Below are 22,566 nucleotides of genomic sequence, written 5' to 3' on the forward strand. Positions count from 1 at the left end.
ATTGGTTCAGGCGGGGTTGAGCCGCGGATGGGTTTCTTCGCCCCACCACCAGAGCAGCGCACCGGATGCGAGCATGGACAAGGCGACGAACCAGAAGGCACCCTCCATGTGACCGGTGAAATGGGCCACCCCGCCCAGGCCCAGCGCGCCGATGCCGTAGCCCAGGTCGCGCCAGAAGCGGTAGATGCCGATGGCCGAGCCGCGCCAGTTGGGGTGCGAGATGTCGGCCACGGCCGCGGAGAGGTTCGGGTACAGCAGGGCCATGCCGAAACCCGACACCGCCGCCGACAGCGACCACCAGGCCACGCCCGAGCCCAGCAACATCATGGCCACGCCGGCGCCGCAGACCCACATGCCGGCCACGTTGGGGAGATGGCGGCCGATGCGGTCCGACAGCTTGCCGGTGAAGAGCTGCGAGCCGCCCCACACGAAACCATAGACGCCAATGACCCAGCCCACCTGCGGCAGGCTCAGGCCCTGCTGGTAGAGGAACACCGGGTAGAAGACCCAGATCAGCGCATCGACGAACTTCTCCACCAGCCCGGCCTGGCACAACGCGGCCAGGCGGCGGTCACGCCAGGTCATCAGGGCAAAGATCTCCCAGGTGCTCGGCCGCGCCGGCACGTTGGCGGGATAACGCGGCACCGGCCCGCTGACCTGGCCGGCGGCATGGCGCGCGCCCTCGGCCTTGGCCCAGGGCAGCGTCTCCTGCACGAAAAAAAGCGTCAGCAGCAGCGCCGAGACGATCACCACCCCGCCGAAGATCAGCAGGCCCAGTCGCGGGCCGAAAGCCGTGGCCATGTAGCCGGTGACAATGCCGGCGATGGCCACGCCCACGTAACCGGCAAACTCGTTGAGGCCGATGGTCAGGCCGCGCTGGTCGGCTCGCGTGATGTCGAGCTTGGAGGTCTGCGTCATGGACCAGGCGAAGCCCTGGTTCATGCCCAGCAGCACGGTGGCCGCGACGATCCAGCCCCAGCTCGGGGCCCACAGGATCATGAAGGGGATGGGCAGCGCGCTGAGCCAGCCGATCAGCAGCACACGCTTGCGCCCGATCTTTTCCGACAGGCGGCCGGCCACGAAGTTGAGCGTGCCCTTGACGAAGCCGAAGGCCACGACAAAGGAGATCAGCAGCATGAAGGAGCCCTTGGGCACGCCGAACTCGGCGCTGGCCAGGGCCGGCACCACGGTGCGCATCATGCCGATGGTCAGGCCGACCAGCAGCACCTGCAGCAGCTGGTGGACGAATTGCGCCAGGTTGTGGCGGATGCCGTGCAGGACATCCTGCACCTCGTGGCGGGCGATGCTGAGTTCACTCATCGATAGCTCCTCAGGCCTGCGTCGTGCGCAGCAGCACACGCTGGGCCAGCCAGGCCCCCAGCACCATGGCGACCACGACGAGCAGGCTGGAGACGGAAAGCGTGGCCACACCGGCCATGCCCTGGCCGATGGTGCAACCCATGGCCAGGATGCCGCCCAGGGCCATCAGCAGACCGCCGGCCAGGTTGCGCAGCATCTGCGCCCCGCCGGGCATGGCCCAGGTGAACTGGCGCGCCATGAGCGCGCTGGCGAAGGCGCCGATGAACACGCCCAGCACCGAGGCCGAACCGAACTTCAGCGGGAAGCCCAGACGCTCCATGGCGACGAAACGCAGCAGGTCCTGCGCCGGCGCCACGAAGGCCAGCGAGCTCAGCACCGGCGTCTCGAATTCGTCGGCACCGGCAATGCTCACGTACCAGCTGGCCGCCACCAGCAGTCCGACCAGCGCGCCCGCCAGGGGCAGGCGCCAGCCCCACCACGCCGACTGGCGCGGCGCCCGCAACAGGAAGAACACGATCAGACCGGCCAGCACCACCGTGACCAGCCAGGCCGGCAAACCACCCAGCAGCGCCGGCAGCGAGGCGGCCGGCAACTGCACGGCCGGGCCGCTCAGGATTTCACGCACCGGCGCCAGCACGCCTTCCAGGCTGGCCATGATGGCCAGCACGAAGACCAGCCAGGTCAGCAGGGCCGCGCCCTGCCCCTGCGCGGCGCGCACGATCAGGCGGCTCGGGCAGCCGCCGGCCAGCATCATGCCGGCGCCGAACAGGACGCCGCCGACCAGCAATCCCAGCAGCGGCACGCCGGCGCGCAGATAAGGCGTGCCGGACAGATCGACCAGGCCGAAGCCGGCCAGCAGCTGCGTGCCCAGCAGGGTCACGAGCACAGCCAGCAGAAAGGCGCGCAGGCGCGCCTTGTCCTTGCCCTCGAAAGCATCGGCCAGCGCGGCGCGCGCACAAAAACTGCTGCGCTGGAGCACGATGCCCAGCAGCACACCCAGTACCAGCCCACCCCACAGGGGCAGCTTCGCAGAAGCTGTTTCCAAATGACTCTCCGTTGATTTTCTTGATCACGCCTGCTCAGGCGGCGATATTGGCCGCGACCATGCGGTCCATGTCGGCCGGGCGCGGCGGGATCTCGCGCGTCAGTTCGGCCACGAAGTCCTCGCGCTTCATGGACAGCGCCGGGTTCCAGCGCTTCTCGAAGCCGATGGTCGACGAGGGCTTGCCCGACAGACCGACACCGCAGGCGCTGCCGGCCTGGTGGCCGGGGTAGATTTCCAGGTCGGCCGGCAGGCCCAGCAGCTTGGCCTGCAGCGAGTCGTAGAGCTGGCCCGCCATCTCGCGCTCGCGGCCCGCCAGGTCCGGGCGGCCGACGGCGCCGACGAAGAGCGTGTCGCCCGTCACCACGAACCAGGGCGCGCCACCGCGGCGCAGGTCGGTCACCAGCAGGCAGACGCTGTCGGCCGTGTGGCCCGGCGTGTGCAGCACTTCCACCTGCACATTACCCAGGTCCAGCTTCTGGCCGTCGCGCAGGGGCTCGAAGTCGAACTTCACCACGCTGCGGTCCGCCTCGTGCAGGCAGTAGGGCACGCCCAGCATCTGTGCCAGCTTGCGCCCGCCGGAGTAGTGGTCGGCGTGGACGTGGGTGTCGATCACATGCGTGATCGACACCCCGGCCTTCTTCGCTTCATCGATGAACCATGGTTCATCCCCCGCCACGACGTCCACGGCCACCGCCTTGGCGACCGTTGCACACCCGAAAAAATAGGACAGCGACGCTTCCTTCGTCGCCAGTTGCTTGAAAAACATCTTGTGTCTCCTAGAAAACCAGTACCTTGTCGGCCTCGACCGTCCAGTCGGCCAGCTCCTTGAGGGTGGAGCGTTTGGTGCCGGCGGCCAGATCCGCGTCCTTCATGCCGCGCGCATCCATGCAGGTGCCGCACAGGCCCACTTCGCCGCTGCGCGCGACCTTGCCCAGCATGAGCTCCACGTTGTAATAACCCTCGGGCAGCTTCTGCCCGGCACGCCCGCAGCCCACGGCATCCGCCAGCAGGAAGACGCGCACCTGCTGGCCTTCGCGGCCCGCCAGCGTGCCGGCCAGGCGCAGCGCGTTGTAGGCGCGCTCGCTGCCGTAGGGGGCTTCATTGAGGATGAACAGTGTCGATGCCATGGCACACCTCCCGGGTTGATTCCGTTCACGCCTGCGGCGCGCGCTCCAGCGGCATACCGGCAGCCTGCCACTCGGCGACACCGTCGAGCATCTTGCGCACGCGGTAGCCCTTGCGGGACAGGAGCTTCTGCGCCTCGTCGGACAGCAGGCAGAAGGGGCCGCGGCAATAGGCCACGATCTCGCGCCCCTTGGGCAGTTCGGCCAAGCGCCGCTCGATCTCCGCCACCGGCATGGAACGCGCATAGGGCAGATGCGCCACCTCGAATTCCTCCTCGGGCCGCACGTCGATCACGATCACCTCGCCGCGTTTGGCCTGGGCCAGCAGTTCCTTGCGGCTGGCCTGCGTGAGCTGCTCGGGCGCGGCCACCATCTTCTGCAGGGCCAGCTGCAACTCGACCAGATGCTCCTCCGCCACCAGGCGCAGCGTGACCCAGAGCTGGGCCACGTCCTCGCCGCTGAGGCGGTAGACCATGTACTTGCCCTCACGCCGGTGCTCCACCAGACGCGCGGCCTTGAGCGCCTTCAGGTGCGCGCTGGCCAGCTTGACGTCGATGGACAGTTCCGCGGCCAGCACCTCCACCGTCTTCTCGCCCTGGGCCAGCAACTCCAGCAGCTCCAGCCGCTTGGGGCTGGAGACGGCCTTGCCGATGCGCGCCACCTGTTCGTAGAGCAGATCCTTGAGTTCGCGTTTTTTCATACAAACATTCTAACGTTTATTTGAATGAATTCAAGCCCACCCCGACCCACCCCCTGACGCACAATGGAACGCACCTCTGACGCCCCTTCAAAAAAAGCCCATGCTGCCCCAACTGCACCGCCACCCCTGGATGGACACGGACATCGAATCCTTCCGTGACCAGCTGCGCCGCTACGTCAACGCCGAACTGCTGCCCCACCTCGACGGCTGGCGCAAGCAGGGCTACATCCCGCGCGAAGTCTGGCGCCCCTTCGGCGCGCTGGGCTTCCTGCTGCCTGAAATGCCCGAGGCCTATGGCGGCGCCGGCGCCAGCCTGGCCTACCAGCTGGTGGTGGCCGACGAGCTGGCCCGCGCGGAGATTCCCGGCACGGTGGCCGTGCACACCATCGCCGCCCACTACATCCTGGACTACGGCACCGAGGAGCAGAAGCAGCGCTGGCTGCCCGGGCTGGCCAGCGGCGAGCTGATCGCCGGCATCGCCATGACCGAACCCGGCGCCGGCTCCGACCTCAAGGCCATCCGCACCCGCGCCCGCCGCGAAGGCGACGACTACGTGGTCGACGGCAGCAAGGTCTTCATCACCAATGGCTATACCGCCAACCTGCTGGTGGTGGTGGTTCGCACCGGAGGCGAAGGCAGCAAGGGCGTTTCGCTGCTCGTGGTGGAAACGGAGAAGCTGCCGGGCTTTCGCGCCCGCATCCTGGAGAAGGTGGGCCTGCACGCCTCGGACACCTGCGAACTTTTCTTCGACGGCGCGCGCGCGCCAGTGGCGAATCTGCTGGGTGGCACGGAAGGCCAGGGTTTTGCCCAGCTCATGAGCCAGCTGCCCTTCGAACGCATGCTGCTCGCGGTGGCGGCGGCCTCGGTGATCGAACGCGCCGTGGAACTCACCGTGGACTACACCCAGCAACGCCAGGCCTTCGGCCAGCGCGTGATCGATTTCCAGAACACGCGCTTCAAGCTGGCCGAATGCGCCACGCTGGCGCACGTGGTGCGCAGCTTCGTGAACGACTGCACCCAGCGCCTGCTCGACGGCACGCTGGACGTGGAGGCCGCCTACATGGCCAAGTGGTGGACCACCGAACAGCAGTGCAAGGTCACGGACGAATGCCTGCAACTTTTCGGCGGCTATGGCTACATGGCCGAATACCCGATTGCCCGCCTCTGGGCCGACGCGCGCGTGCAGAAGATCTACGGCGGCACCAACGAGATCATGAAGGACCTGATCGCGCGCAAGGTCTGCGGCTGAGCGAATGACGCCTTGGGGCTGGCCGCAGCCTGGCGTGGATAATCCCGGACACCCTTCACGCACACGAGACCCGCAGCATGCCCGCAACCGAGATCAAAGTCACATCGGCAGGCATCGTTGCAGGCAAGGAACTGCTCATCCCGACGGGTGAGCAAGGCAGCACCCTGCCGCATGTGCAGGACTGGGTCACCAGCAGGCTCAAGACCAAGTCAGCCCTCAAGGATGTCAGCGCCTCGGTCCTGGTCAAAGGCATCAAGCAATGGGCGGCGTACGAGGAAAAAGTCGGTTCTCAAAAAACAAGAACCGTCTTCAAGATCACCTGATTTTTGAATGCCCATCCGCCGGGCAACGGCGACAGGCCGCTCCGGGCACGAAGCAGATGTCCGCCCCTGGCGGTCCCACCTCCCCGAACGACCGGATCAGTCGGCTGACGCTGGCGCCGCCTCGGCCGCCGGCAGACGCACCTGGTTGTCGGTGCTGAACTGGTAGTCCTCGAAGACGTGCTGCGCGCTGAGCAGCTGGTAGCTGCCGTCGGCGTGGCGCAGGCTGGTGTCTTTCAGGCGCCAGGCCAGCTGGCCGCAGGTCCAGATGTCGAAGTTGCGCATGTGGGTGCACAGGCAGGTCTTGTCCCACACCTTGACCTTGCGCTCGCCGGGGTGGGCCGCCACTTCGCGGTTGTAGGCGTCGATGTAGGCGCACTTGCCGTTGGCGTCGAGCAGGTAGCCGTAGGCCTCGCAGTTCGGGCGGATGCCGTCGCCGATGCCGGGGCTGCCCTTGATCATGCGCATGGGATAGCCGGTGGGCGAGATCTCGTTGACCTCGATGTCTTCCTCGTTGGCCTTGAAGTATTCCTGCTTGATGTCGTCGGGCAGGCCGCATTCCTTGCTGACGGTGAAGCGCGTGGCCACCTGCACACCGGCCGCGCCCATCTCCATGAAACGCACCGCATCGCTGCCCGTGAAGATGCCGCCCGCCGGAATGACCGGGATGCTCAACTGCTCCTGCTTCAGGTAGGCCAGAATCTCGGCCACGATGGTGGCCAGGTCGTATTTCGCCCAGTCCATGCCGAAGCCCAGGTGGCCGCCGGCCAGCGGGCCTTCCACCACCACGTAGTCGGGCAGGCGGTTCAGGCGGCTGTTCTTTTTCAGGAAGAGCTGCAGGGCGCGCAGCGAGGAGACGATGATGCCCAGCTTGGCGTCGCGAAAGCGCGGGTTCTGCTCGATCAGCGGAAAGGAGCCCAGGTGCAGGCCGGCCGCCAGCGTGATGCCGTCGATGCCCGCGTCCAGCGCGGCGTTCATGCGCACGCTGAGCGTCTCCTTGGGCGCGTTCATCGTCAGCTTTTCCATGCAGTTGATGAAGACCTGGCCGCTGCCGGTCTTGCGTTCCATGGTCTTGCCCACGTGCAGGCGCGTGGCTTCGGCCAGGTCGCCCAGGTCGAACTTCACGGCCGATTTGTCGGCTGATTCGACGTTGTACTGGTACTGGGCCTGCTTGGCCTTGACGAACTTGGTCTTGTAGCGACGGTCGCTCACCGTCTTGACCATGGCATCGGAAATATGGCCCACCCCGCCCAGGCGGGCCGCCTCCAGCGCCAGGTCGGCCGAGGAGATGTCCACCCCCATGCCGCCGATCATGATGGGCACCAGTTCCTGGCGGCCCAGGCGCATACGAAAATCATCCAGGCGTTTCATCTGCATTTCTTGTAAATAGTCGGCCCAACCCGGCCGGAGCCCAGGCCCCGGCCTCCTGCCCGCGATTATGTGCCGGCTCGCTGCCGCCCGCCTTACATCAGGGGAAATCCGTCAAATGATGATCTGGCGCAGTGCCTGAGGCCCGCACAAGCGCACAATAAGCCTATCGATTCAGCTCTAGCGGCCGATGAGCCAGAACTTGGCTGATCTCCCGCACCCCCTACCTGCCATGCTCAGTTTCCTGCCTTCCCTCGTCAAAGGCATCCTCGCCTCCCTGTTGCTGGCGATCAACACGCTCTTCTGGTGCTCGCTCCTGTTCATGCTGGCGCTGGTCAAGCTGGTGTTGCCCTTCCAGGCCGTGCGGCAAGCCATCGACCCGGCCCTCAATGCCGTCGCCACTGCCTGGATCGCCTGCAACAGCGGCTGGATGTGGCTCACGCAAAAAACGCGCTGGGATGTGCAGGGCGTGGCCGATCTGCCCTACCAGGGCTGGTACCTGGTGAACTGCAACCACCAGTCCTGGGTAGACATCTTCGTGCTGCAGCATGTGATGAACCGGCGCATTCCCCTGCTGAAGTTCTTCCTGAAGCAGCAGCTCATCTACGTGCCGGTGATCGGCCTGGCCTGGTGGGCGCTGGATTTCCCCTTCATGCGTCGCCACGGCAAGGCCGCCCTGCGCAAGAACCCGGACCTGCGCCGGCAGGACCGCGAGACCACCCGCCGCGCCTGCCAGAAGTTCGCCCGCGTGCCCACCAGCGTGATGAACTTTGCCGAAGGCACGCGCTTCACGCCGGCCAAGCACCAGTCCTCCGGCTCGCCCTACCGCCACCTGCTCAAACCCAAGGCCGGCGCCCTGGCGCTGGCGCTCAACGCCATGGGTGACCAGTTCCACGCCATGATCGACGTCACCATCGTCTACCCCGCAGGCGCCCCCACCTTCTGGCAGTTCCTGTGTGGCCGCACGCCCAAGGTGATCGTGCGCGCGCGGCAGTTGCCCATCCCGGCCGAGTTCTGCACGGGCGATTACGAAGACGACTCGGAATTCCGCGGCCGCTTCCACCGCTGGCTGGCGGCCATCTGGGAAGAGAAGGACGCGCAGATCGACGCGCTGCTGCGGGGCTGAGCGCGCGGCGCGCTCGTCACCCGCCGTCGTCGTCCCCACTCACCGTGGACGCCGCGTGGCTGAGGATGAAGTCCTTGAGCCGCACCAGCGACGCATCTTCCAGCGACTCCGTGCGGCACCACAGGTAGATGTTGCGCGGCATGGGGCGCACGGCGACCTCCAGCTCGCGCACACCGGAGCCGGGCCCCAGCAGGCGCATCGGGTACTTGGGCAGCACCGACAGGTGCCGCCCCTGCGCCAGGATGCGCAGCAGCATGGAGGCGTCGCCAACCAGGGTGATACCGGGACGCGCCTTGTCCACGCCGGCCTGCTGCAGCATCTCGCGCACGTTCTGGTCGAAGGGCGAGGCCGTGCCCAGGCTCACCCACTCCAGCTCCAGCCCCCGGGCCTGCGCCAGCCCGCCCGCCTGTCGCAGCGGATGAGCCTCGCCACAAAAGATGCCGATCTCGTCCTCGACGAGCAGGAAACGCTCAACGCCGGGTGGCGGCTTGTCCAGCCAGGACGGTGCGATCACGAAGTCCTGCCGGCCGTCGACCAGCTGGTCCACCAGCAGGTGGGGCCGGTCGCTCTGGATCGTCAGGGCGTAGCGGGGTTGCGCAGCGGCCAGCGCGGCCACCAGGCCGGGCACGAAGGCCAGGCCCACCAGCGGCCCGGTGCCCAGCCGGATGGTGTGCCGAAAGCCGCTGCGATGCCGCGCGCAGGCCTCGTCTGCGTCGCGCAGGCGCCGGGCGATGGCCCGGCCCTCACGCGCCAGCACCTCCCCCAGGGCCGTGCTGCGCACCCCGAAACGGCTGCGCTCGAACAGCTGCCCGCCGGCCTGCACCTCCAGCGCCTGCATGCTGTGCGTCAGCGTGGGCTGGGTCAGGTGCAGGATCTGGCTGGCCTTGCTGAGCGAGCCGCATTCCAGGATGGTGGCGAGCTGGATGAGGTGACGCGGATCCATAGAAATATTTAAATCAAAACAATCGAACTTCGATTTTACGAATAGATTGATCTTTGTTAAGTTTCACCCTCATGGCACCCAACATCATCTATATCGTGGCCGACGACCTCGGCTTTGCGGACCTCGGCTGCTACGGCGGGCGCAACGCCCAGTTCGGCCCGGTCTCGCCCCACATCGACGCCCTGGCCGCTGGCGGCCTGCGCCTGACCGAGGGTTATTCGAACTCGCCCGTGTGCTCGCCCACCCGCTTCGCGCTGATCACCATGCGTTACCAGTACCGCCTGCGCGGCGGCATGGAAGAACCCATCAACAGCCGCAGCAAGGGCAACCCCAAGCTGGGCCTGCCGCCCGAGCTGCCCACGCTGCCCTCGCTGCTGCGCGATGCGGGCTACGCCACCGCGCTCGTGGGCAAGTGGCACCTGGGCTACCCGCCCAGCTTCGGGCCGCTGCGCTCGGGCTACGACGAGTTCTACGGCATCATGGCCGGCGGCGTGGACTACTTCTCCCACTGCTCGGGCAAGGGCGACCACGACCTGTACGTCGGCGAGGAGGAACACCACGAAGTGGGTTACCTCACCGACCTGCTCTCGCAGCGCGCGGTGGACTACGTGCAGCGCCGCGCCGAAGCCGCGCGCGGCGGCCAGCCCTTCTTCCTGAGCCTGCACTACACAGCGCCCCACTGGCCCTGGGAAACGCGGGACGACGCGCACCTGGCCGAGGAGGTGAAAGACAACCTGTTCCACCTGCACGGCGGCAGCGTGGAGACCTACCGCCGCATGATCCACCACATGGACGAAGGCATCGGCAAGCTGGTGGCCGCGCTGCGCGCACAGGGCCTGCTGGACAACACGCTGATCGTCTTCACCAGCGACAACGGCGGCGAGCGCTACTCCGACAACTGGCCCCTGGTGGGCGGCAAGATGGACCTCACCGAAGGCGGCATCCGCGTGCCGTGGATCGCCCACTGGCCGCGGGTCATCCCCGCCGGCAGCAGCAGCGACCAGCATTGCATGACCATGGACTGGTCGGCCACCCTGCTCGATGTGGGTGGCGGCAAGCCATCGCCCGACTTCCCCATCGACGGCGTGTCGCTGGCGCGCGTGCTGCGCAAGCCGTCCGACACCTTCGAGCGCCCGCTGTACTGGCGCATGAACCACCGCCAGCAGCGCGGGCTACGCCAGGGGCCGTGGAAGTACCTCAAGGTGGACGAGCACGAGTACCTGTTCAACATCGCGCAAGACGCCCGCGAGCGCGCCAACCTAGCCGCACGCGAGCCCGAACGCCTGGCCCGCATGCGCCAGGACTGGCTGCGGTGGGAAACCACCGTGCCCGCCATCCCCGAGGACGCCACCGTCAGCCTGGGCTACTCGGCCAAGGACATGCCGCAGCGCTGACCGAGCGCCCCCCACACACAACGACGAGGAGACACCATGAACCGAACCACCACCCTGCCCGCCCTGGCCGCCGCCCTGCTGCTCGGTCTGGCCTCGCTCAACGCCCCGGCCCAGTCATGGCCCGAGCGGCCCATGCGTGTCATCGTGCCCCTGCCGCCCGCGGGGCCGAGCGACATCGTGCTGCGCGGCGCCGCGCCCAAGGTGCAGGAGATCCTCAAGCAGCCCCTGGTCATCGACAACAAGCCGGGCGCCAACGGCAACATCGGCACGGCCGAGGCCGTGCGCGCCGCACCGGACGGCTACACCTGGCTGTGGACCACCGACACCACGCTCACGGTCAACCCGCACGTCTACGAGAAGATGCCCTTCAAGGCCGCGGACTTGCAGCCCGTGATCCGCGCCAGCGCCTTCAGCCAGACCCTGGTGTGCTACCCCGGCGTCGGCCTCAGGACGGTGGCCGATCTGGTGAAAAAGGCGCGCAGCACGACGATGACCTACGCCTCGGGCGGCGCCGGATCACCCGGCCACCTCACCACCGAACTCTTCAGCACCGCGGCCGGCATCCAGATGACGCACGTGCCCTACCGAGGCCCCGCTCCCGCCGTGCAGGACATGCTGGGCGGCCAGGTGGAGTGCGGCTTCCTCGCCGGCCCCACCGTGCTGCCGCATGTGAAGTCGGGCAAGCTGGTGGCGCTGGCCGTCTCGGGCGCCAAGCGTTCGCCCCTGCTGCCCGACGTGCCCACCGTGGCCGAAGCCGGCTACCCCGGCTTCGACGCCACCTTCTCGCTGGTGCTGTTCGCGCCCAGAAACGTGCCCGCCGCCATGGTGCAGAAGATGCACGACGCCATGGCCGTGGCACTCAAGAGCCCGGAGCTGGTGGAGCGGCTCGCACAGTCGGACCAGAGCGTGGTGGCCGGCGATGCCGCTGAAACCGCCGCGCGCCTGGCACAGGACACGCAGCGCTGGGGCGAAGTGGCCCGCCGCATCAAGCTCAAGCTGGACTGAGCGCACAAAAAAAGAACGATCGAGGAGACCCGCATGAACAAGATCCACCGCGCCCGCCGCCTGGCGCTGGCCCTGACCGGCGCCTGCCTGCTCACCCCCTGGGCCGCCAGCGCGCAAGCCCCCGCCTGGCCCAGCAAGCCGGTCACACTCATCGTCGGCACGCCGCCGGGCGGCGCCATCGACGCCTATGCGCGCGCCCTGGCCCAGCAACTGGGCAAGGTCACGGGCGGCACCTTCCTCGTGGACTACAAGCCCGGCGCCAACGGCAACATCAGCGCCGAGTTCGTGCAGAAGGCGCAGCCCGACGGCCACACGCTGTGGATCGGCACCCAGGCCATGATGACCATCAACCCCTCGGTCTATCCCAACCAGCGCTGGCAGCCAGCAGGCTTCAAGCCCATCGCCAAGGGCGTGGAGGCGCCGCTGGTGCTCGTTGCCCATCCCTCGGTGCCGGCCCACACGCTGGCCGAGCTCGTCAAGTGGGCGGCCGCGAACCCCGGCAAGGCCGCCTATGCCTCCTTCAGCCCGGGCACACCCTCGCAATTCCTGGGCTATCAGCTCAGCCAGCGTTTCAAGCTGGACATGCCCCACATCCCCTACAAGGGCTCCGCACCGCAGACCACCGACCTGCTGGGCGGCCAGGTGCCGCTGGGGTTTGCGCAATTGCAGTCGGTGATCCCGCATGTGCAGTCGGGCAAGCTCAACGCCATCGCCGTGACCAGCCCGCAGCGTTCGCGCCACCTGCCGCAGGTGCCCACGCTGGCCGAGCTGGGCTACAGGGAACTCAACACCACCGTCTGGTTCGGCCTGCTGGCGCCGGCCGCCGCGCCCAAGGCGGTGCTCGACGCCATCGCCACGGCCACGCAGAAGGCGCAGGCCGACGGTGACTACCGCGCCCGGCTGGAAGCCCAGGGTTTCGACGTGCCACAGGAATACGGCGACGCTTTCGCCGCCACCATCGCCGCCGAGACGGCGCGCTGGGCCGAGGTGGTGCGCGCCACCGGTTTCAAGGCCAACGACTGAAGGCCGCGCCGCTGCGCGGCTGAGCGGTCCCGCTCAGAACTTGTGAAGGAATCGTAGCGAGCGGCCCGAGCGCAGTAGGTTTATTCGCAAGTTCTCAGCGCGTGATCACCACCAGCACGCTACAGGGCGCGTGCTCGATCAGCGATTTGGACACCGAGCCGCGCCACCAGCGCGCCGCCCAGCTGTCCTGGTGCTGGTGCCCCAGCACGATCAGATCGGCCCGCAGACGGCCGGCCGCCTTGGCCAGCTCGTGCACCGGGTCACCGCTGAGCACCTCTCCGCGCGCCTGCAAACCCGCCTGCGCCAGGCGTTCCACCCCGGCCTCAAGGATGAGACGGTAACGCTCCCGCTCGATCTCCTCCACCTTGGGGTCGTAGAGCCCGCCCTCGGGTCCGAGAGACGCGATGGGCAGCGGCATCACGGCCACCAGCACCAGCTCGGCCTGGCTCCACTGCGCAATCTCGCAACTGCCCAGCAGGGCCTGCTGCCCGGACTCGGAGCCGTCGTAGCCCAACAGGATGCGCTTGTACATGGCGGGTCTCCTCTGATTGGATGCACTGTGATACTTGCATCTTAGGGCGATCTATGGGAGCTGCCAACCTGGTGGTGTGTCAGCGGCCCAGTTTGCTTGAACCCCACTGTTCAAGCTGCCTCTGGTCATGCGCGCCTTCTGCTTCGATGGAGTCTTCAGGCAGTTGCCTGAGGCATTCCTCCAGGGCCTGGGGATCCAGTTTCTCACTTGGCGCAGGAGCGGTACGCACTTGTGGCGATTTGCCGTCCCACATGAACGGGTTGCGGAACGCCGGTGGGTCGGGCAGGCAGTCGTTTTTGTAGAGGGGCGGGCCGTCTGAATCGAAGGGTTGAAACGAAATCGTCTTCTCGAAGATCAGGGGTTTTCCGGTCGGGGTCGGCGGGAGCGGGGGCATGTTTTCGATGGCCTTGCGCGCGAGGTTTTCGGCGACCAGCGAGGTCGTCCACAAGGTTTCCACTCGTGTCAATGTTCCATCGGGGGCGATTTCAATCCGGAACCGTACGATGCCCTGATCCGGACCTTCGACAGCCGTGCCCATCATGCTTCGGACTTGCTGCCCCCAGGTGTAGCGGTAGCGCTTGCTGTTTTTCAAGGAGTAGTTCGCTGCGAGGGCCCACTCTTGCGCGGTCGGTGCGGGTGGTGCATGCATGAACGCCGGTTGGCGGTCCGCAGCAGGCGGGGCCACCGCAGTTTCCCGGGGTGCCTGGCTCGCGGAGACGGGGCTGGGGTCAGGTGCCGGGCGGGGGGGCGCTGAAGGCGTTCGCCGCGGTGAGTCTGGCGTCACCTCCAGAAAGACGACGTCCTCCTCAGCCTTCGGGGCTTCGGGCTTGCTGATGAACGCGCCGTGGAAATGACCGGCCCCAACAATCAGCAGCGCATGCAGGACGACGGACAGGAAAACAGCGACGAAACGGTTGAATGTGTGAATTTGCATGAGGCGCCCTGGCCATCGTACAAGGTTGTGGGCGCGTCGGACCGCCGCTGCAGCGGGGGTGGTGAACCACCAGCGTCCGTCGCCTGACCGGCTCCGGCTCAAGAGATCACGAAGGAATGCACACGAGGCCAGCCCCGGGCTGAAGATCCGTCATCGGACCTGCCGTGGACCGAACCTCGCCGGATCAACCAACCTAAGCCAGCTGCCCCGCCAGCAACTTCGCCACATGCACCGCCTCGCGCTGCGCCCCGTCGGCGATCTGGTGCCGGCAACTGGTGCCGTCGGCCACCACGATGGCATCCGCCCTGGCGCGCACGGCCGGCAGCAGATTGGCTTCGGCCATCTGCATCGACACCTCGTAGTGCTCAGCCTCGTAGCCGAAGCTGCCGGCCATGCCGCAGCAGCTGGACTCGATGAGTTCGGGTTTGGCACCGGGGATCAGGCTTAGCACCTCCATCACGGGCGTGACGGCGGCGAAGGCCTTCTGGTGGCAGTGCCCGTGCAGCAGCACGGGCTGGGCCACGGGTTTGAGCTTGGCCTTGAAGGCTTCCAGCTGGCCGGCCTTGGCCTCGCGGGCCAGGAACTCTTCGAACAGGAGCGCCTGTTTTGCGATCTGTTGTGCGCCCTCGCCCAGGCCCATGACCAGCAGTTCGTCACGCAGCGTGAGCAGGCAGCTCGGCTCCAGGCCGACGATGGCGATGCCCTTCTCCGCAAACGGCAAGAGGCTATCCACCACCTCACGCGCTTTCAGCTTGGCCTGGTCCACCATGCCGGCGGAAAGGAAGGTGCGGCCGCAGCAGAGGTGTTTGCCATCGTCTTGTTTCTTGGTGGCGACGTGTACGGTGTAGCCGGCGGCCTGCAGCACCAACAGGGCAGCGTGAGCGTTCTCGGATTCGAAAAAGCCGTTGAAGGTGTCGACGAAAAGCACCACGGGTTTGGTCGCGGCCAGCACCTCTTCACGCGTGGCGCTCTGCACGGGTGTATTGAAGAAGTGCCGGCTCTTCCACTGCGGCAGGCTGCGCTTGGCCGAGAAGCCGAAGAGCTTTTCGCTGAGCTGGGCCATGAGCGGAACCTTGTCGCGCAGGTTGAGCAGCGGGGCGATCTTCGCGGCGTGGCGCGCGTAGTCGGGCAGCTGGCCGACGAGCTTGTCTTTCAGCGTGTGGCCGTGTCTGGCCTTGTAGTGCTGCAGGAACTCGACCTTGAGCTTGGCCATGTCCACGCCCGTGGGGCAGTCGCGTTTGCAACCTTTGCAGCTGACGCACAGATCCATCGCTTCGCGCACGACTTCGCTGGTCAAGGCATCCTTGCCGTCCAGCCCCTCGATCTGGCCGCTGAGCGCCAGGCGCAGGGTGTTGGCGCGACCGCGGGTGAGGTGTTGTTCATCGCGTGTGACGCGGTAGCTCGGGCACATGGTGCCGGCGTCGAATTTGCGGCAGTGGCCGTTGTTGTTGCACATCTCCACGGCCTTGGCCAGGCCCTGGGCCGGGTCGCCGCCGGTGCCGGGGGCGGTGGTCACTTCGGTGACCGGGTCGGCCTGCACGTTCCAGGCGCTCCAGTCCAGCGCGGGCTGGATGGGCACGACCTTGTAGCTGGGCGGGAAGCGCATCAGCGTGGTGTCGTCCATCTTGGGCGGATCGATCATGCGCTTGGGGCTGAGCCGGTTGGTCGGGTCCAGGTGCTGCTTGATCTGGGTGAAGGCCTGGGTGAGGCGCGGGCCGAACTGCCATTCGATCCACTCACCGCGGCACAGGCCGTCGCCGTGCTCGCCGCTGTAGGCGCCTTTGTACTTGCGCACCAGTTCGCTGGCCTCTTCGGCGATGGCGCGCATCTTCTTCGCGCCTTCGCGCCGCATGTCCAGGATGGGCCGCACGTGCAGCGTGCCGACCGAGGCGTGGGCGTACCAGGTGCCGCGGCTGCCGTATTTGCTGAAGACCTCGGTGAGCGCGTTGGTGTATTCAGCCAGGTGCACCAGGGGTACAGCGCAGTCTTCGATGAAACTCACGGGCTTGCCGTCGCCGCGCAGGCTCATCATGATGTTGAGGCCGGCCTTGCGCACTTCCCACAGGTTCTTCTGCGGCGCGTCGTCGATCATCTCGACCACGCTGCCGGGCAGGCCCAGCTCGCCCATCAGGTCCACCAGTTCCTTGATCTTGGGCGCTATGTCGGCCTTGCTGGCGCCTGAGAACTCCACCAGCAGCACGGCTTCAGGTTTGCCGCCGTTGATGGCGGGCGAAAGCGCGGTTCGGATGGTGGGGGCGAAGGCCGGGTTCTGCAGCGAGAGCTCGATCATGGTGCGGTCGACCAGCTCCACGGCCGTGAGCGCCCCGCCCCGCATGTTGTGGCCCAGCTTGACGATGTGCTGGGCACTGTCCATGGCCTGGTAGAAGGTGGGGAAGTTCACCACGCCCAGCACCTTGGCCCGCGGCAGTTCGCTGAGCTGCAGGCAGAGCGAGCGCGTGAGCGCCAGCGTGCCTTCGCTGCCGATGAGCAGGTGCGCCAGGTTCACCGAGCCATCCGTCGTGTACGGTTTCTCGTTCTGGTTGTGGAAGATGTCCAGGTTGTAGCCGGCCACGCGGCGCAGCACCTTGGGCCAGCGCGCCTCGATCTCGTCGCGGTGCAGACCGGCCAGGCCACGCACGTAGTCGCCGATCTGGCGCGCGCGGCCGCTGGCCTGGTCGTAACGGCCGAAGTTCAGCAGCTCGCCGTCGGCCAGCCAGGCCTGGGCGCCGATGACGTTGTGCACCATATTGCCGTAGGCGATGGAGCGGCTGCCGCAGGAGTTGTTGCCGGCCATGCCGCCCAGCGTGGCCTGCGCGCTGGTGGAAACGTCCACCGGGTACCAGAGGCCGTGTTTTTTGAGGTCGGCGTTCAGGTGGTCCAGCACCAGGCCGGGCTCCACACGGGCCGTGCGCTGCTCGACGTTGACGTCGAGGATCTTGCGCATGTGTTTGCTGTGGTCGATGACCAGCCCCGCGCCCACGGTCTGGCCGCACTGGCTGGTGCCGCCACCGCGCGGCACGATGGGCACCTTGAGGTCACGGCAGATGTCCAGCGCCAGGCGCACGTCGGCCGCCTCGCGCGGCAGGAACACGCCCAGGGGCATGGCCTGGTAGATGGAGGCGTCGGTGGCGTAACGGCCGCGGTCGGCCGGGCTGAACAGCACCTCGCCCTTGGTCTCGGCGCGCAGGCGCGCGGCCAGACGCCCGGCCACTTCATTGCTGAGGCGGGAGACGGCCTCGTAGGTCTGGCTGGCGGAGGCTTGCGTGACGTTGGCGGGCAAAGGGGCATTCATATCGGTACTCAGTTTTTCGCGTTCACGGCCTGGGCCGTGCGCATCTGTTCAACCACCACATCACGCTTGTGGCCCAGGTGGGCCACAAGCTCTGTGCGCAGGGCGGCGCCGTCGCGTTTTTGCAAGGCTTCGATCATGCGGTCGTGTTCCTGCATGGCGCGCGCCCATTTCTCGCCGTCCTGGTTGGAGCGGAAGCGCAGCGCCTGCAGCCGGGCGTTGACCTGCTGGTAGGTGGCGGTGAGCACCGGGTTGCGGGCGGCGGCGTTGAAGGCGCGGTGGATGGCGGCGTTGAGCCGGTAATAGGCCGAGAGGTCGCGCCGGGTGTAGGCGGCCTTCATCTCGTAGTGCAGGGCCTCGATCTCGGCCAGTTCCTCAGGCGTGATGCGTTGCGCCGCCAGTTCGCCCGACAGGCCTTCCAGCCCGGCCATGACCTCGAAGGTGTTGAGGATGTCGTCTTCGCCCAATTCCACGGCGATGGCGCCGCGATTGGGCAGCAACTCCACCAGGCCTTCGGCGGCCAGGGTCTTGATGGCTTCGCGCAGCGGCGTGCGCGAGACTTTCATCTGCTCGCACAGTTGGCGCTCGTTGAGCTTGGCACCGGGGGCAATCTGGCCCTCCACCAGCAGCAGGCGCAGGCGCTGGGTGACCTGCCCGTGCAGGGCGGTCGGCATGGTCAGGATTTCAGCCATGGATATGCTTTGTATTCAAAAAGATCGTGATTTCAGGCGATTTTAGGGTCTTTCTGGTTGACAAACAAATTTTGTATGCAAAAAATGCGTCTATTCCTTATCCACTATTTGCCATGCTGACCACCGATTTCCACCCCACCGGCCGCCACTTCCTGCAGATTCCGGGCCCTTCCCCCGTGCCCGACCGCGTGCTGCGCGCCATGAGCCTGCCCACCATCGACCACCGCGGCCCCGAGTTCGGCGCCATGGGCCTGAAGATCCTGGCCGACATCCAGAAGATCTTCCAGACCAAGCACCCGGTCATCATCTACCCGGCCTCGGGCACCGGTGCCTGGGAAGCCGCGCTGACCAACACCCTCTCCCCGGGCGACCACGTGCTCATGTATGAGACCGGCCACTTCGCCTTCCTCTGGAACCGCCTGGCCACGCGCCTGGGCCTCAAGGCCGAGGTCATCGCCCTGCCCGGCACCGACAACGGCGTGCCGGCCAGCTGGCGCCGCGGCGTGTCGGCCGAGCTGATCGAGCAGCGCCTGAAGGCCGACACGGGCCACAGCATCAAGGCTGTCTGCGTGGTACACAACGAAACCTCCACCGGCGCGACCAGCAACATCGCCGCGGTGCGCAAGGCGATCGACGCCGCCAAACACCCGGCCCTGCTGCTGGTGGACACCATCTCGGGCCTGGCCTCGGCCGACTACCGCCATGACGAATGGGGTGTGGACGTCTCCATCAGCGGCTCGCAAAAAGGCCTGATGCTGCCGCCGGGCATGAGCTTCAACGCGCTCTCGCCCAAGGCCATCGAGGCCAGCAAGAGTGCCAAGCTGCCGCGCAGCTTCTGGGCCTGGGACGAGATCATCGAGATGAACAAGACGGGCTACTGGCCCTACACGCCCAACACCAACCTCATGTACGGCCTGAGCGAAGCGGCCGACATGATCCTGGGCCAGGGCCTGGACACCGTGCTGGCGCGCCACCAGCGCTGGGCTGCCGGCGTGCGCGCCGCCGTGAACGCCTGGGGCCTGCCCATCCAGTGCGCCGACGCCAGCGTGCACTCGCCCATCCTGACCGGCGTGATGACACCCGAGGGCGTGGACGCCGACGCCATCCGCAAGATCATCTACGAGCGCTTCGACTGCTCGCTGGGCACTGGCCTGGGCAAGATCAAGGGCCGCATGTTCCGCATCGGCCACCTGGGTGACAGCAACGACCTCACGCTGATCGGCACCGTGGCCGCCTGCGAGATGGGCCTGAAGCTCGGCGGCGTCAAGCTGGCCGGCTCGGGCGTGCAGGCCATCATGGACTACTACGCCGGCCACCCGGCGGCCGTGCCCCAGCGCAAGGCTGCCTGATCGACAAGCAGAATTTCTACAACGACCCGAGGAGACAAACCATGAAACGCAGAACTTTCGTCACGGCCACGGCCGCCACCGCAGCCACCCTGGCCGCCCCCATGCTCCAGGCGCAGAACCTGCCCAACGGCCCGGTGCGCATCATCGTGGGCTTCGCCCCCGGCGGCGGCACCGACGTGCTGGCCCGCATCGTCGGCCAGAAACTGCAGGCCATGTGGAACACCACGGTCGTGATCGAGAACAAGGCCGGTGCCTCCGGCGTGATCGCGGCCGACTTCGTGGCCAAGGCGCCGGCCGACGGCAACACCCTGCTGATGGCCCACATCAACAGCCACGCCCTGGCCCCCGGGCTCATGCCCAAGCTGGGTTATGTGGTGGAGCGCGACTTCACGCCGCTGACGCTGGTGGGCGTCACGCCCAACCTGCTGATCGCCAATACCAACCTGCCCGCCAAGACCGTGGCCGACGTGGTGGCCCATTGCAAGGCCAACCCGGGCAAGGTCAGCTTCGGCTCGGCCGGCCAGGGTTCGGCCCAGCACCTGGCCATGGAGTCCTTCAAGCTCGCTGCCGGCGTGGATGCGCTGCACGTTCCCTACAAGGGCTCGGGCCCCATGCTGGTCGATCTGATCGGCGGCCAGATCCAGTACTCCTTCGACACCATGACCGCCGCCACCCCGCACGTGAAGAGCGGCAAGGTGCGCGCCATCGCCCAGACGCGCGCCAAGCGCGCCTCGGGTCATCCGACGGTGCCGACCATGGCCGAAGCTGGTTTCCCCGGCTTCGAAGCCACCACCTGGTATGGTCTGGTGGGCCCGGGCAAGATGCCGGCCGCCATGGCCCAGCGCATGAACGAAGACATCAACAAGGTGCTGGCCATGCCTGACGTGAAGGAAAAGCTGGACCTGTACGGCGCCGAAGACGGCGGCGGCACGGCCCAGCAGTTTGCCGACTTCATCCGCGCGGAGCAGCAGAAGTGGGCCAAGGTGATCAAGGATGCCAAGGTCACGGTAGAGAGCTGATCCCCTCCCCCCATCCGTTCGCCCTGCGCCCGACCGAGGGCCGGGGCGAACGTATTTTGTGAACATGTTTTCCCATGATTGATGCAGGCCAAGTCCACCTGAGCATCGAAGCCGGTGTGGCTTCGGTGCTTTTTGACCGCCCCCAGGCGCGCAATGCGATGACCTGGGCCATGTACGAGCAGCTGATGGCGATCTGCCGCCAGCTCAAGGACGACGCCAGCGTGCGTGTCGTCACCTTCCGCGGCGCCGGCGGCGAGGCCTTCGTGGCCGGCACCGACATCTCTCAGTTCCAGAATTTCGGCAGCGGCACGAAGGGTGGCGAGGACGGCGTGGGCTACGAGCGCCAGATCGACGCCTGCATGGAACTGCTGGGCAGCCTGCCCATGCCCACGTTGGCCGTGGTCGAAGGCTGGTGCGTCGGCGGTGGTGTGGCCATCGCGACGGGCTGCGATTTCCGCATCGCCACGCCCTCGGCCAAGTTCGGCGTGCCGATTGCGAAAACCCTGGGCAACTGCCTCTCGGTGGCCAACCTGGCGCGCCTGTCGGCCGCCTTCGGCATGCAGCGCGTGCGGCGCATGCTGCTGCTGGCCGAGATGATCAACGCCGACGAGGCCCTGGCCTGCGGTTACCTGCAGGAAGTGAGCGCGCCCGCCGAGCTTGACGCTGCCGTGTTGCGCCTCACGGGCAAGCTCGCGGCCCTGGCTCCGGTGACACAACGTGTCAGCAAGGAAGGCCTGCGCCGCCTGACCGTGCACAGCCTGCCCGACGGTGAGGACCTGGTGCGCGCCGCCTATGGCAGCGCCGACTTCCGCGAGGGCGTGAGCGCTTTCGTTGAGAAGCGCCCCCCAAGCTGGAAAGGAAAGTGATGACGAACAAGACCACACGCCCCGGCCCCCTGGCCGGCCTGCGCGTGCTCGAACTCACGCAGATCATGTCGGGCCCGACCTGCGGCCAACTGCTGGCCGACATGGGGGCCGACGTGATCAAGGTCGAGAAGCTGCCCGGTGGCGACGATGCACGCGCCTACCGCGACCCGCTCGTGAACGGCGTCTCGGCGCCCTTCATGATGATGAACCGCAACAAGCGCGGCATCGCCATCGACCTCAAGCACGCCGACGGCAAGGCCGTGCTGCTGCGCATGGTCGAGAAGTCCGACGTGCTGGTGGAAAACTTCCGCGGCGGCACCATGGACAAGCTGGGCCTGGGCTATGAGGAACTTGCGAAGGTCAATCCGGGCCTGATCTACTGCGCCATCACGGGTTACGGCCGCAACGGGCCGTATGCCGGCAAGGGCGGGTTTGACCTGATCGCGCAGGGTTTTGCCGGCCTGATGTCCATCACCGGCGAACCCGGCGGCGCGCCCGCCAAAAACGGCAACGCGGTGTCGGACATGAACGCCGGCATCCTGGGCGCCCTGGGCATCGTCGCGGCCTATGTGCACAAGCTCAAAACCGGCGAAGGCCAGATCGTCGACACCTCGCTGTCGGACGCCGCCTTGCAGCAGCTCTACTGGCACGCGGCCATCTTCTTTGCCACCGGCAAATCGAGCGAGCCCACGGGCTCGGCCCACATCCTGACCGCGCCCTACCAGGCCTTCGAGGCCAGCGACGGCTGGATCAATATCGGCGGCGCCAACCAGGCCAACTGGGAGCGCATCGCCGAAGTGCTGGGCCACCCCGAATGGCGCAGCGATGCGCGCTTTGCCACCAACAGCGACCGCATGGCACACCGCGAGGAACTGGTGGCCTTGATGAACACCGTGCTGCGCACACGTACACGCGCCGAGTGGCAGGCCGCCTTCGACAACGCAGGCGTGCCGGCCGGCCCGGTGCATACCGTGGGCGAGGCGCTGAGCCACCCGCAGACCCTGGCACGCGGCATGGTGGTGGAGCTGGACCATCCGCAGGCCGGGCTGACACGCGCGCTGGGCTGCCCCATCCATTTCTCGGCCACGCCAGCCCAGGTCACCCGCCCCGCGCCCCTGCTGGGCCAGCACACACGCGAACTGCTCAAAGAGTTCGGCTATAGCGATGCACAGGTTGATACATTCATAAGTACTAACGCTATCGCCGAATCCTGATACACATGTCACCATAAGGCGTCGCAAGCCTTGGCGATGCCTTTATGGGTGACT

At 66.9% G+C, this 22,566-nt stretch carries 21 protein-coding genes; 10 read left to right on the top strand and 11 right to left on the bottom strand.

Annotation, left to right across the window (positions count from 1 at the left end; all coding sequences use genetic code 11):
* Positions 1-6 precede the first annotated feature (6 nt).
* The 5 genes from AO057_RS13990 to AO057_RS14010 are packed head-to-tail and all read right to left on the bottom strand — an operon-like array spanning position 7 to position 4,189.
* Positions 7-1,320, bottom strand: coding sequence for an MFS transporter (locus tag AO057_RS13990; protein WP_057676526.1), 1,314 nt, complete (start codon positions 1,318-1,320; stop codon positions 7-9).
* Between the two features lie 10 nt (positions 1,321-1,330).
* Positions 1,331-2,365 (bottom strand): YeeE/YedE family protein, encoded by a 1,035-nt coding sequence (locus AO057_RS13995; protein WP_057676527.1) that lies wholly within the window; start codon positions 2,363-2,365, stop codon positions 1,331-1,333.
* 34 nt (positions 2,366-2,399) lie between these two features.
* The gene (locus tag AO057_RS14000) at positions 2,400-3,131 is read right to left on the bottom strand and encodes an MBL fold metallo-hydrolase (protein WP_057676528.1); all 732 of its coding nucleotides are present in this window, start codon (positions 3,129-3,131) and stop codon (positions 2,400-2,402) included.
* A 10-nt stretch (positions 3,132-3,141) separates the two neighbouring features.
* Positions 3,142-3,492 (bottom strand): DsrE/DsrF/TusD sulfur relay family protein, encoded by a 351-nt coding sequence (locus tag AO057_RS14005; protein WP_057676529.1) that lies wholly within the window; start codon positions 3,490-3,492, stop codon positions 3,142-3,144.
* Between the two features lie 25 nt (positions 3,493-3,517).
* Positions 3,518-4,189, bottom strand: coding sequence for an ArsR/SmtB family transcription factor (locus tag AO057_RS14010; RefSeq protein WP_057676530.1), 672 nt, complete (start codon positions 4,187-4,189; stop codon positions 3,518-3,520).
* Positions 4,190-4,289: 100 nt separating this feature from the next.
* Between AO057_RS14010 and AO057_RS14015 the strand changes: the two genes are divergently transcribed.
* Both AO057_RS14015 and AO057_RS14020 read left to right on the top strand, forming a co-directional pair.
* Positions 4,290-5,438 carry an acyl-CoA dehydrogenase family protein gene (locus tag AO057_RS14015; protein WP_057676531.1) on the top strand — a complete coding sequence of 383 codons (1,149 nt, stop codon included), beginning with the start codon at positions 4,290-4,292 and terminating at the stop codon, positions 5,436-5,438.
* 77 nt (positions 5,439-5,515) lie between these two features.
* Positions 5,516-5,761, top strand: coding sequence for a hypothetical protein (locus AO057_RS14020; RefSeq protein WP_057676532.1), 246 nt, complete (start codon positions 5,516-5,518; stop codon positions 5,759-5,761).
* A 96-nt stretch (positions 5,762-5,857) separates the two neighbouring features.
* Here AO057_RS14020 and AO057_RS14025 read toward each other — a convergent pair whose 3' ends face one another.
* Positions 5,858-7,129, bottom strand: coding sequence for a nitronate monooxygenase (locus AO057_RS14025; protein WP_057676533.1), 1,272 nt, complete (start codon positions 7,127-7,129; stop codon positions 5,858-5,860).
* Positions 7,130-7,358: 229 nt separating this feature from the next.
* On the opposite strand from AO057_RS14025, the gene AO057_RS14030 reads away from it, so the two are divergent.
* On the top strand, positions 7,359-8,252 hold the full coding sequence (locus AO057_RS14030; RefSeq protein ID WP_057676534.1) for an acyltransferase: 894 nt from the start codon (positions 7,359-7,361) through the stop codon (positions 8,250-8,252).
* Positions 8,253-8,268: 16 nt separating this feature from the next.
* Here AO057_RS14030 and AO057_RS14035 read toward each other — a convergent pair whose 3' ends face one another.
* The gene (locus tag AO057_RS14035) at positions 8,269-9,195 is read right to left on the bottom strand and encodes a LysR family transcriptional regulator (protein WP_057676535.1); all 927 of its coding nucleotides are present in this window, start codon (positions 9,193-9,195) and stop codon (positions 8,269-8,271) included.
* 71 nt (positions 9,196-9,266) lie between these two features.
* On the opposite strand from AO057_RS14035, the gene AO057_RS14040 reads away from it, so the two are divergent.
* Genes AO057_RS14040 through AO057_RS14050 form a run of 3 tightly spaced genes read left to right on the top strand, consistent with a single transcriptional unit; the run spans position 9,267 to position 12,617 of the window.
* Positions 9,267-10,589: a sulfatase family protein gene (locus AO057_RS14040; protein WP_057676536.1), complete on the top strand. Its 1,323-nt coding sequence runs from the start codon at positions 9,267-9,269 to the stop codon at positions 10,587-10,589.
* 36 nt (positions 10,590-10,625) lie between these two features.
* On the top strand, positions 10,626-11,594 hold the full coding sequence (locus AO057_RS14045) for a Bug family tripartite tricarboxylate transporter substrate binding protein (protein ID WP_057676537.1): 969 nt from the start codon (positions 10,626-10,628) through the stop codon (positions 11,592-11,594).
* Positions 11,595-11,627: 33 nt separating this feature from the next.
* Entirely contained in the window at positions 11,628-12,617 is a 990-nt protein-coding gene (locus AO057_RS14050; protein ID WP_057676538.1) for a Bug family tripartite tricarboxylate transporter substrate binding protein, read from the top strand.
* Between the two features lie 94 nt (positions 12,618-12,711).
* Here AO057_RS14050 and AO057_RS14055 read toward each other — a convergent pair whose 3' ends face one another.
* The 4 genes from AO057_RS14055 to AO057_RS14070 all read right to left on the bottom strand — a co-directional run bounded on the left by AO057_RS14055 (position 12,712) and on the right by AO057_RS14070 (position 18,064).
* Positions 12,712-13,149: a universal stress protein gene (locus AO057_RS14055; protein WP_057676539.1), complete on the bottom strand. Its 438-nt coding sequence runs from the start codon at positions 13,147-13,149 to the stop codon at positions 12,712-12,714.
* 79 nt (positions 13,150-13,228) lie between these two features.
* The gene (locus tag AO057_RS14060; protein ID WP_057676540.1) at positions 13,229-14,083 is read right to left on the bottom strand and encodes an energy transducer TonB family protein; all 855 of its coding nucleotides are present in this window, start codon (positions 14,081-14,083) and stop codon (positions 13,229-13,231) included.
* Positions 14,084-14,276: 193 nt separating this feature from the next.
* Positions 14,277-17,375 (bottom strand): FAD-binding and (Fe-S)-binding domain-containing protein, encoded by a 3,099-nt coding sequence (locus AO057_RS14065; RefSeq protein WP_082605568.1) that lies wholly within the window; start codon positions 17,373-17,375, stop codon positions 14,277-14,279.
* An 8-nt stretch (positions 17,376-17,383) separates the two neighbouring features.
* Entirely contained in the window at positions 17,384-18,064 is a 681-nt protein-coding gene (locus AO057_RS14070) for a GntR family transcriptional regulator (RefSeq protein ID WP_057676541.1), read from the bottom strand.
* Positions 18,065-18,177: 113 nt separating this feature from the next.
* On the opposite strand from AO057_RS14070, the gene AO057_RS14075 reads away from it, so the two are divergent.
* The 4 genes from AO057_RS14075 to AO057_RS14090 all read left to right on the top strand — a co-directional run bounded on the left by AO057_RS14075 (position 18,178) and on the right by AO057_RS14090 (position 22,512).
* Entirely contained in the window at positions 18,178-19,413 is a 1,236-nt protein-coding gene (locus AO057_RS14075) for a pyridoxal-phosphate-dependent aminotransferase family protein (protein WP_057676542.1), read from the top strand.
* Positions 19,414-19,454: 41 nt separating this feature from the next.
* Entirely contained in the window at positions 19,455-20,432 is a 978-nt protein-coding gene (locus AO057_RS14080; RefSeq protein ID WP_057676543.1) for a Bug family tripartite tricarboxylate transporter substrate binding protein, read from the top strand.
* A gap of 74 nt (positions 20,433-20,506) precedes the next feature.
* Entirely contained in the window at positions 20,507-21,298 is a 792-nt protein-coding gene (locus AO057_RS14085; protein WP_057676544.1) for an enoyl-CoA hydratase/isomerase family protein, read from the top strand.
* Complete coding sequence (locus AO057_RS14090) at positions 21,298-22,512, top strand: CaiB/BaiF CoA transferase family protein (protein ID WP_057676545.1); 1,215 nt, start codon at positions 21,298-21,300, stop codon at positions 22,510-22,512. The genes AO057_RS14085 and AO057_RS14090 overlap by 1 nt, the downstream gene beginning before the upstream one ends.
* Positions 22,513-22,566 lie beyond the last annotated feature (54 nt).

This window comes from Curvibacter sp. PAE-UM (assembly GCF_001432305.1).
Taxonomy (GTDB): domain Bacteria; phylum Pseudomonadota; class Gammaproteobacteria; order Burkholderiales; family Burkholderiaceae_C; genus Hylemonella.

Bases quoted from the DNA above. Each gene is read 5' to 3' on its own strand.
- AO057_RS13990 (WP_057676526.1), bottom strand. From the start codon at position 1,320: ATGAGTGAACTCAGCATCGCCCGCCACGAGGTGCAGGATGTCCTGCAC.
- AO057_RS14000 (WP_057676528.1), bottom strand. From the start codon at position 3,131: ATGTTTTTCAAGCAACTGGCGACGAAGGAAGCGTCGCTGTCCTATTTT.
- AO057_RS14005 (WP_057676529.1), bottom strand. From the start codon at position 3,492: ATGGCATCGACACTGTTCATCCTCAATGAAGCCCCCTACGGCAGCGAG.
- AO057_RS14010 (WP_057676530.1), bottom strand. From the start codon at position 4,189: ATGAAAAAACGCGAACTCAAGGATCTGCTCTACGAACAGGTGGCGCGC.
- AO057_RS14015 (WP_057676531.1), top strand. From the start codon at position 4,290: ATGCTGCCCCAACTGCACCGCCACCCCTGGATGGACACGGACATCGAA.
- AO057_RS14020 (WP_057676532.1), top strand. From the start codon at position 5,516: ATGCCCGCAACCGAGATCAAAGTCACATCGGCAGGCATCGTTGCAGGC.
- AO057_RS14025 (WP_057676533.1), bottom strand. From the start codon at position 7,129: ATGAAACGCCTGGATGATTTTCGTATGCGCCTGGGCCGCCAGGAACTG.
- AO057_RS14030 (WP_057676534.1), top strand. From the start codon at position 7,359: ATGCTCAGTTTCCTGCCTTCCCTCGTCAAAGGCATCCTCGCCTCCCTG.
- AO057_RS14035 (WP_057676535.1), bottom strand. From the start codon at position 9,195: ATGGATCCGCGTCACCTCATCCAGCTCGCCACCATCCTGGAATGCGGC.
- AO057_RS14040 (WP_057676536.1), top strand. From the start codon at position 9,267: ATGGCACCCAACATCATCTATATCGTGGCCGACGACCTCGGCTTTGCG.
- AO057_RS14045 (WP_057676537.1), top strand. From the start codon at position 10,626: ATGAACCGAACCACCACCCTGCCCGCCCTGGCCGCCGCCCTGCTGCTC.
- AO057_RS14050 (WP_057676538.1), top strand. From the start codon at position 11,628: ATGAACAAGATCCACCGCGCCCGCCGCCTGGCGCTGGCCCTGACCGGC.
- AO057_RS14055 (WP_057676539.1), bottom strand. From the start codon at position 13,149: ATGTACAAGCGCATCCTGTTGGGCTACGACGGCTCCGAGTCCGGGCAG.
- AO057_RS14060 (WP_057676540.1), bottom strand. From the start codon at position 14,083: ATGCAAATTCACACATTCAACCGTTTCGTCGCTGTTTTCCTGTCCGTC.
- AO057_RS14065 (WP_082605568.1), bottom strand. From the start codon at position 17,375: ATGAATGCCCCTTTGCCCGCCAACGTCACGCAAGCCTCCGCCAGCCAG.
- AO057_RS14070 (WP_057676541.1), bottom strand. From the start codon at position 18,064: ATGGCTGAAATCCTGACCATGCCGACCGCCCTGCACGGGCAGGTCACC.
- AO057_RS14075 (WP_057676542.1), top strand. From the start codon at position 18,178: ATGCTGACCACCGATTTCCACCCCACCGGCCGCCACTTCCTGCAGATT.
- AO057_RS14080 (WP_057676543.1), top strand. From the start codon at position 19,455: ATGAAACGCAGAACTTTCGTCACGGCCACGGCCGCCACCGCAGCCACC.
- AO057_RS14085 (WP_057676544.1), top strand. From the start codon at position 20,507: ATGATTGATGCAGGCCAAGTCCACCTGAGCATCGAAGCCGGTGTGGCT.
- AO057_RS14090 (WP_057676545.1), top strand. From the start codon at position 21,298: ATGACGAACAAGACCACACGCCCCGGCCCCCTGGCCGGCCTGCGCGTG.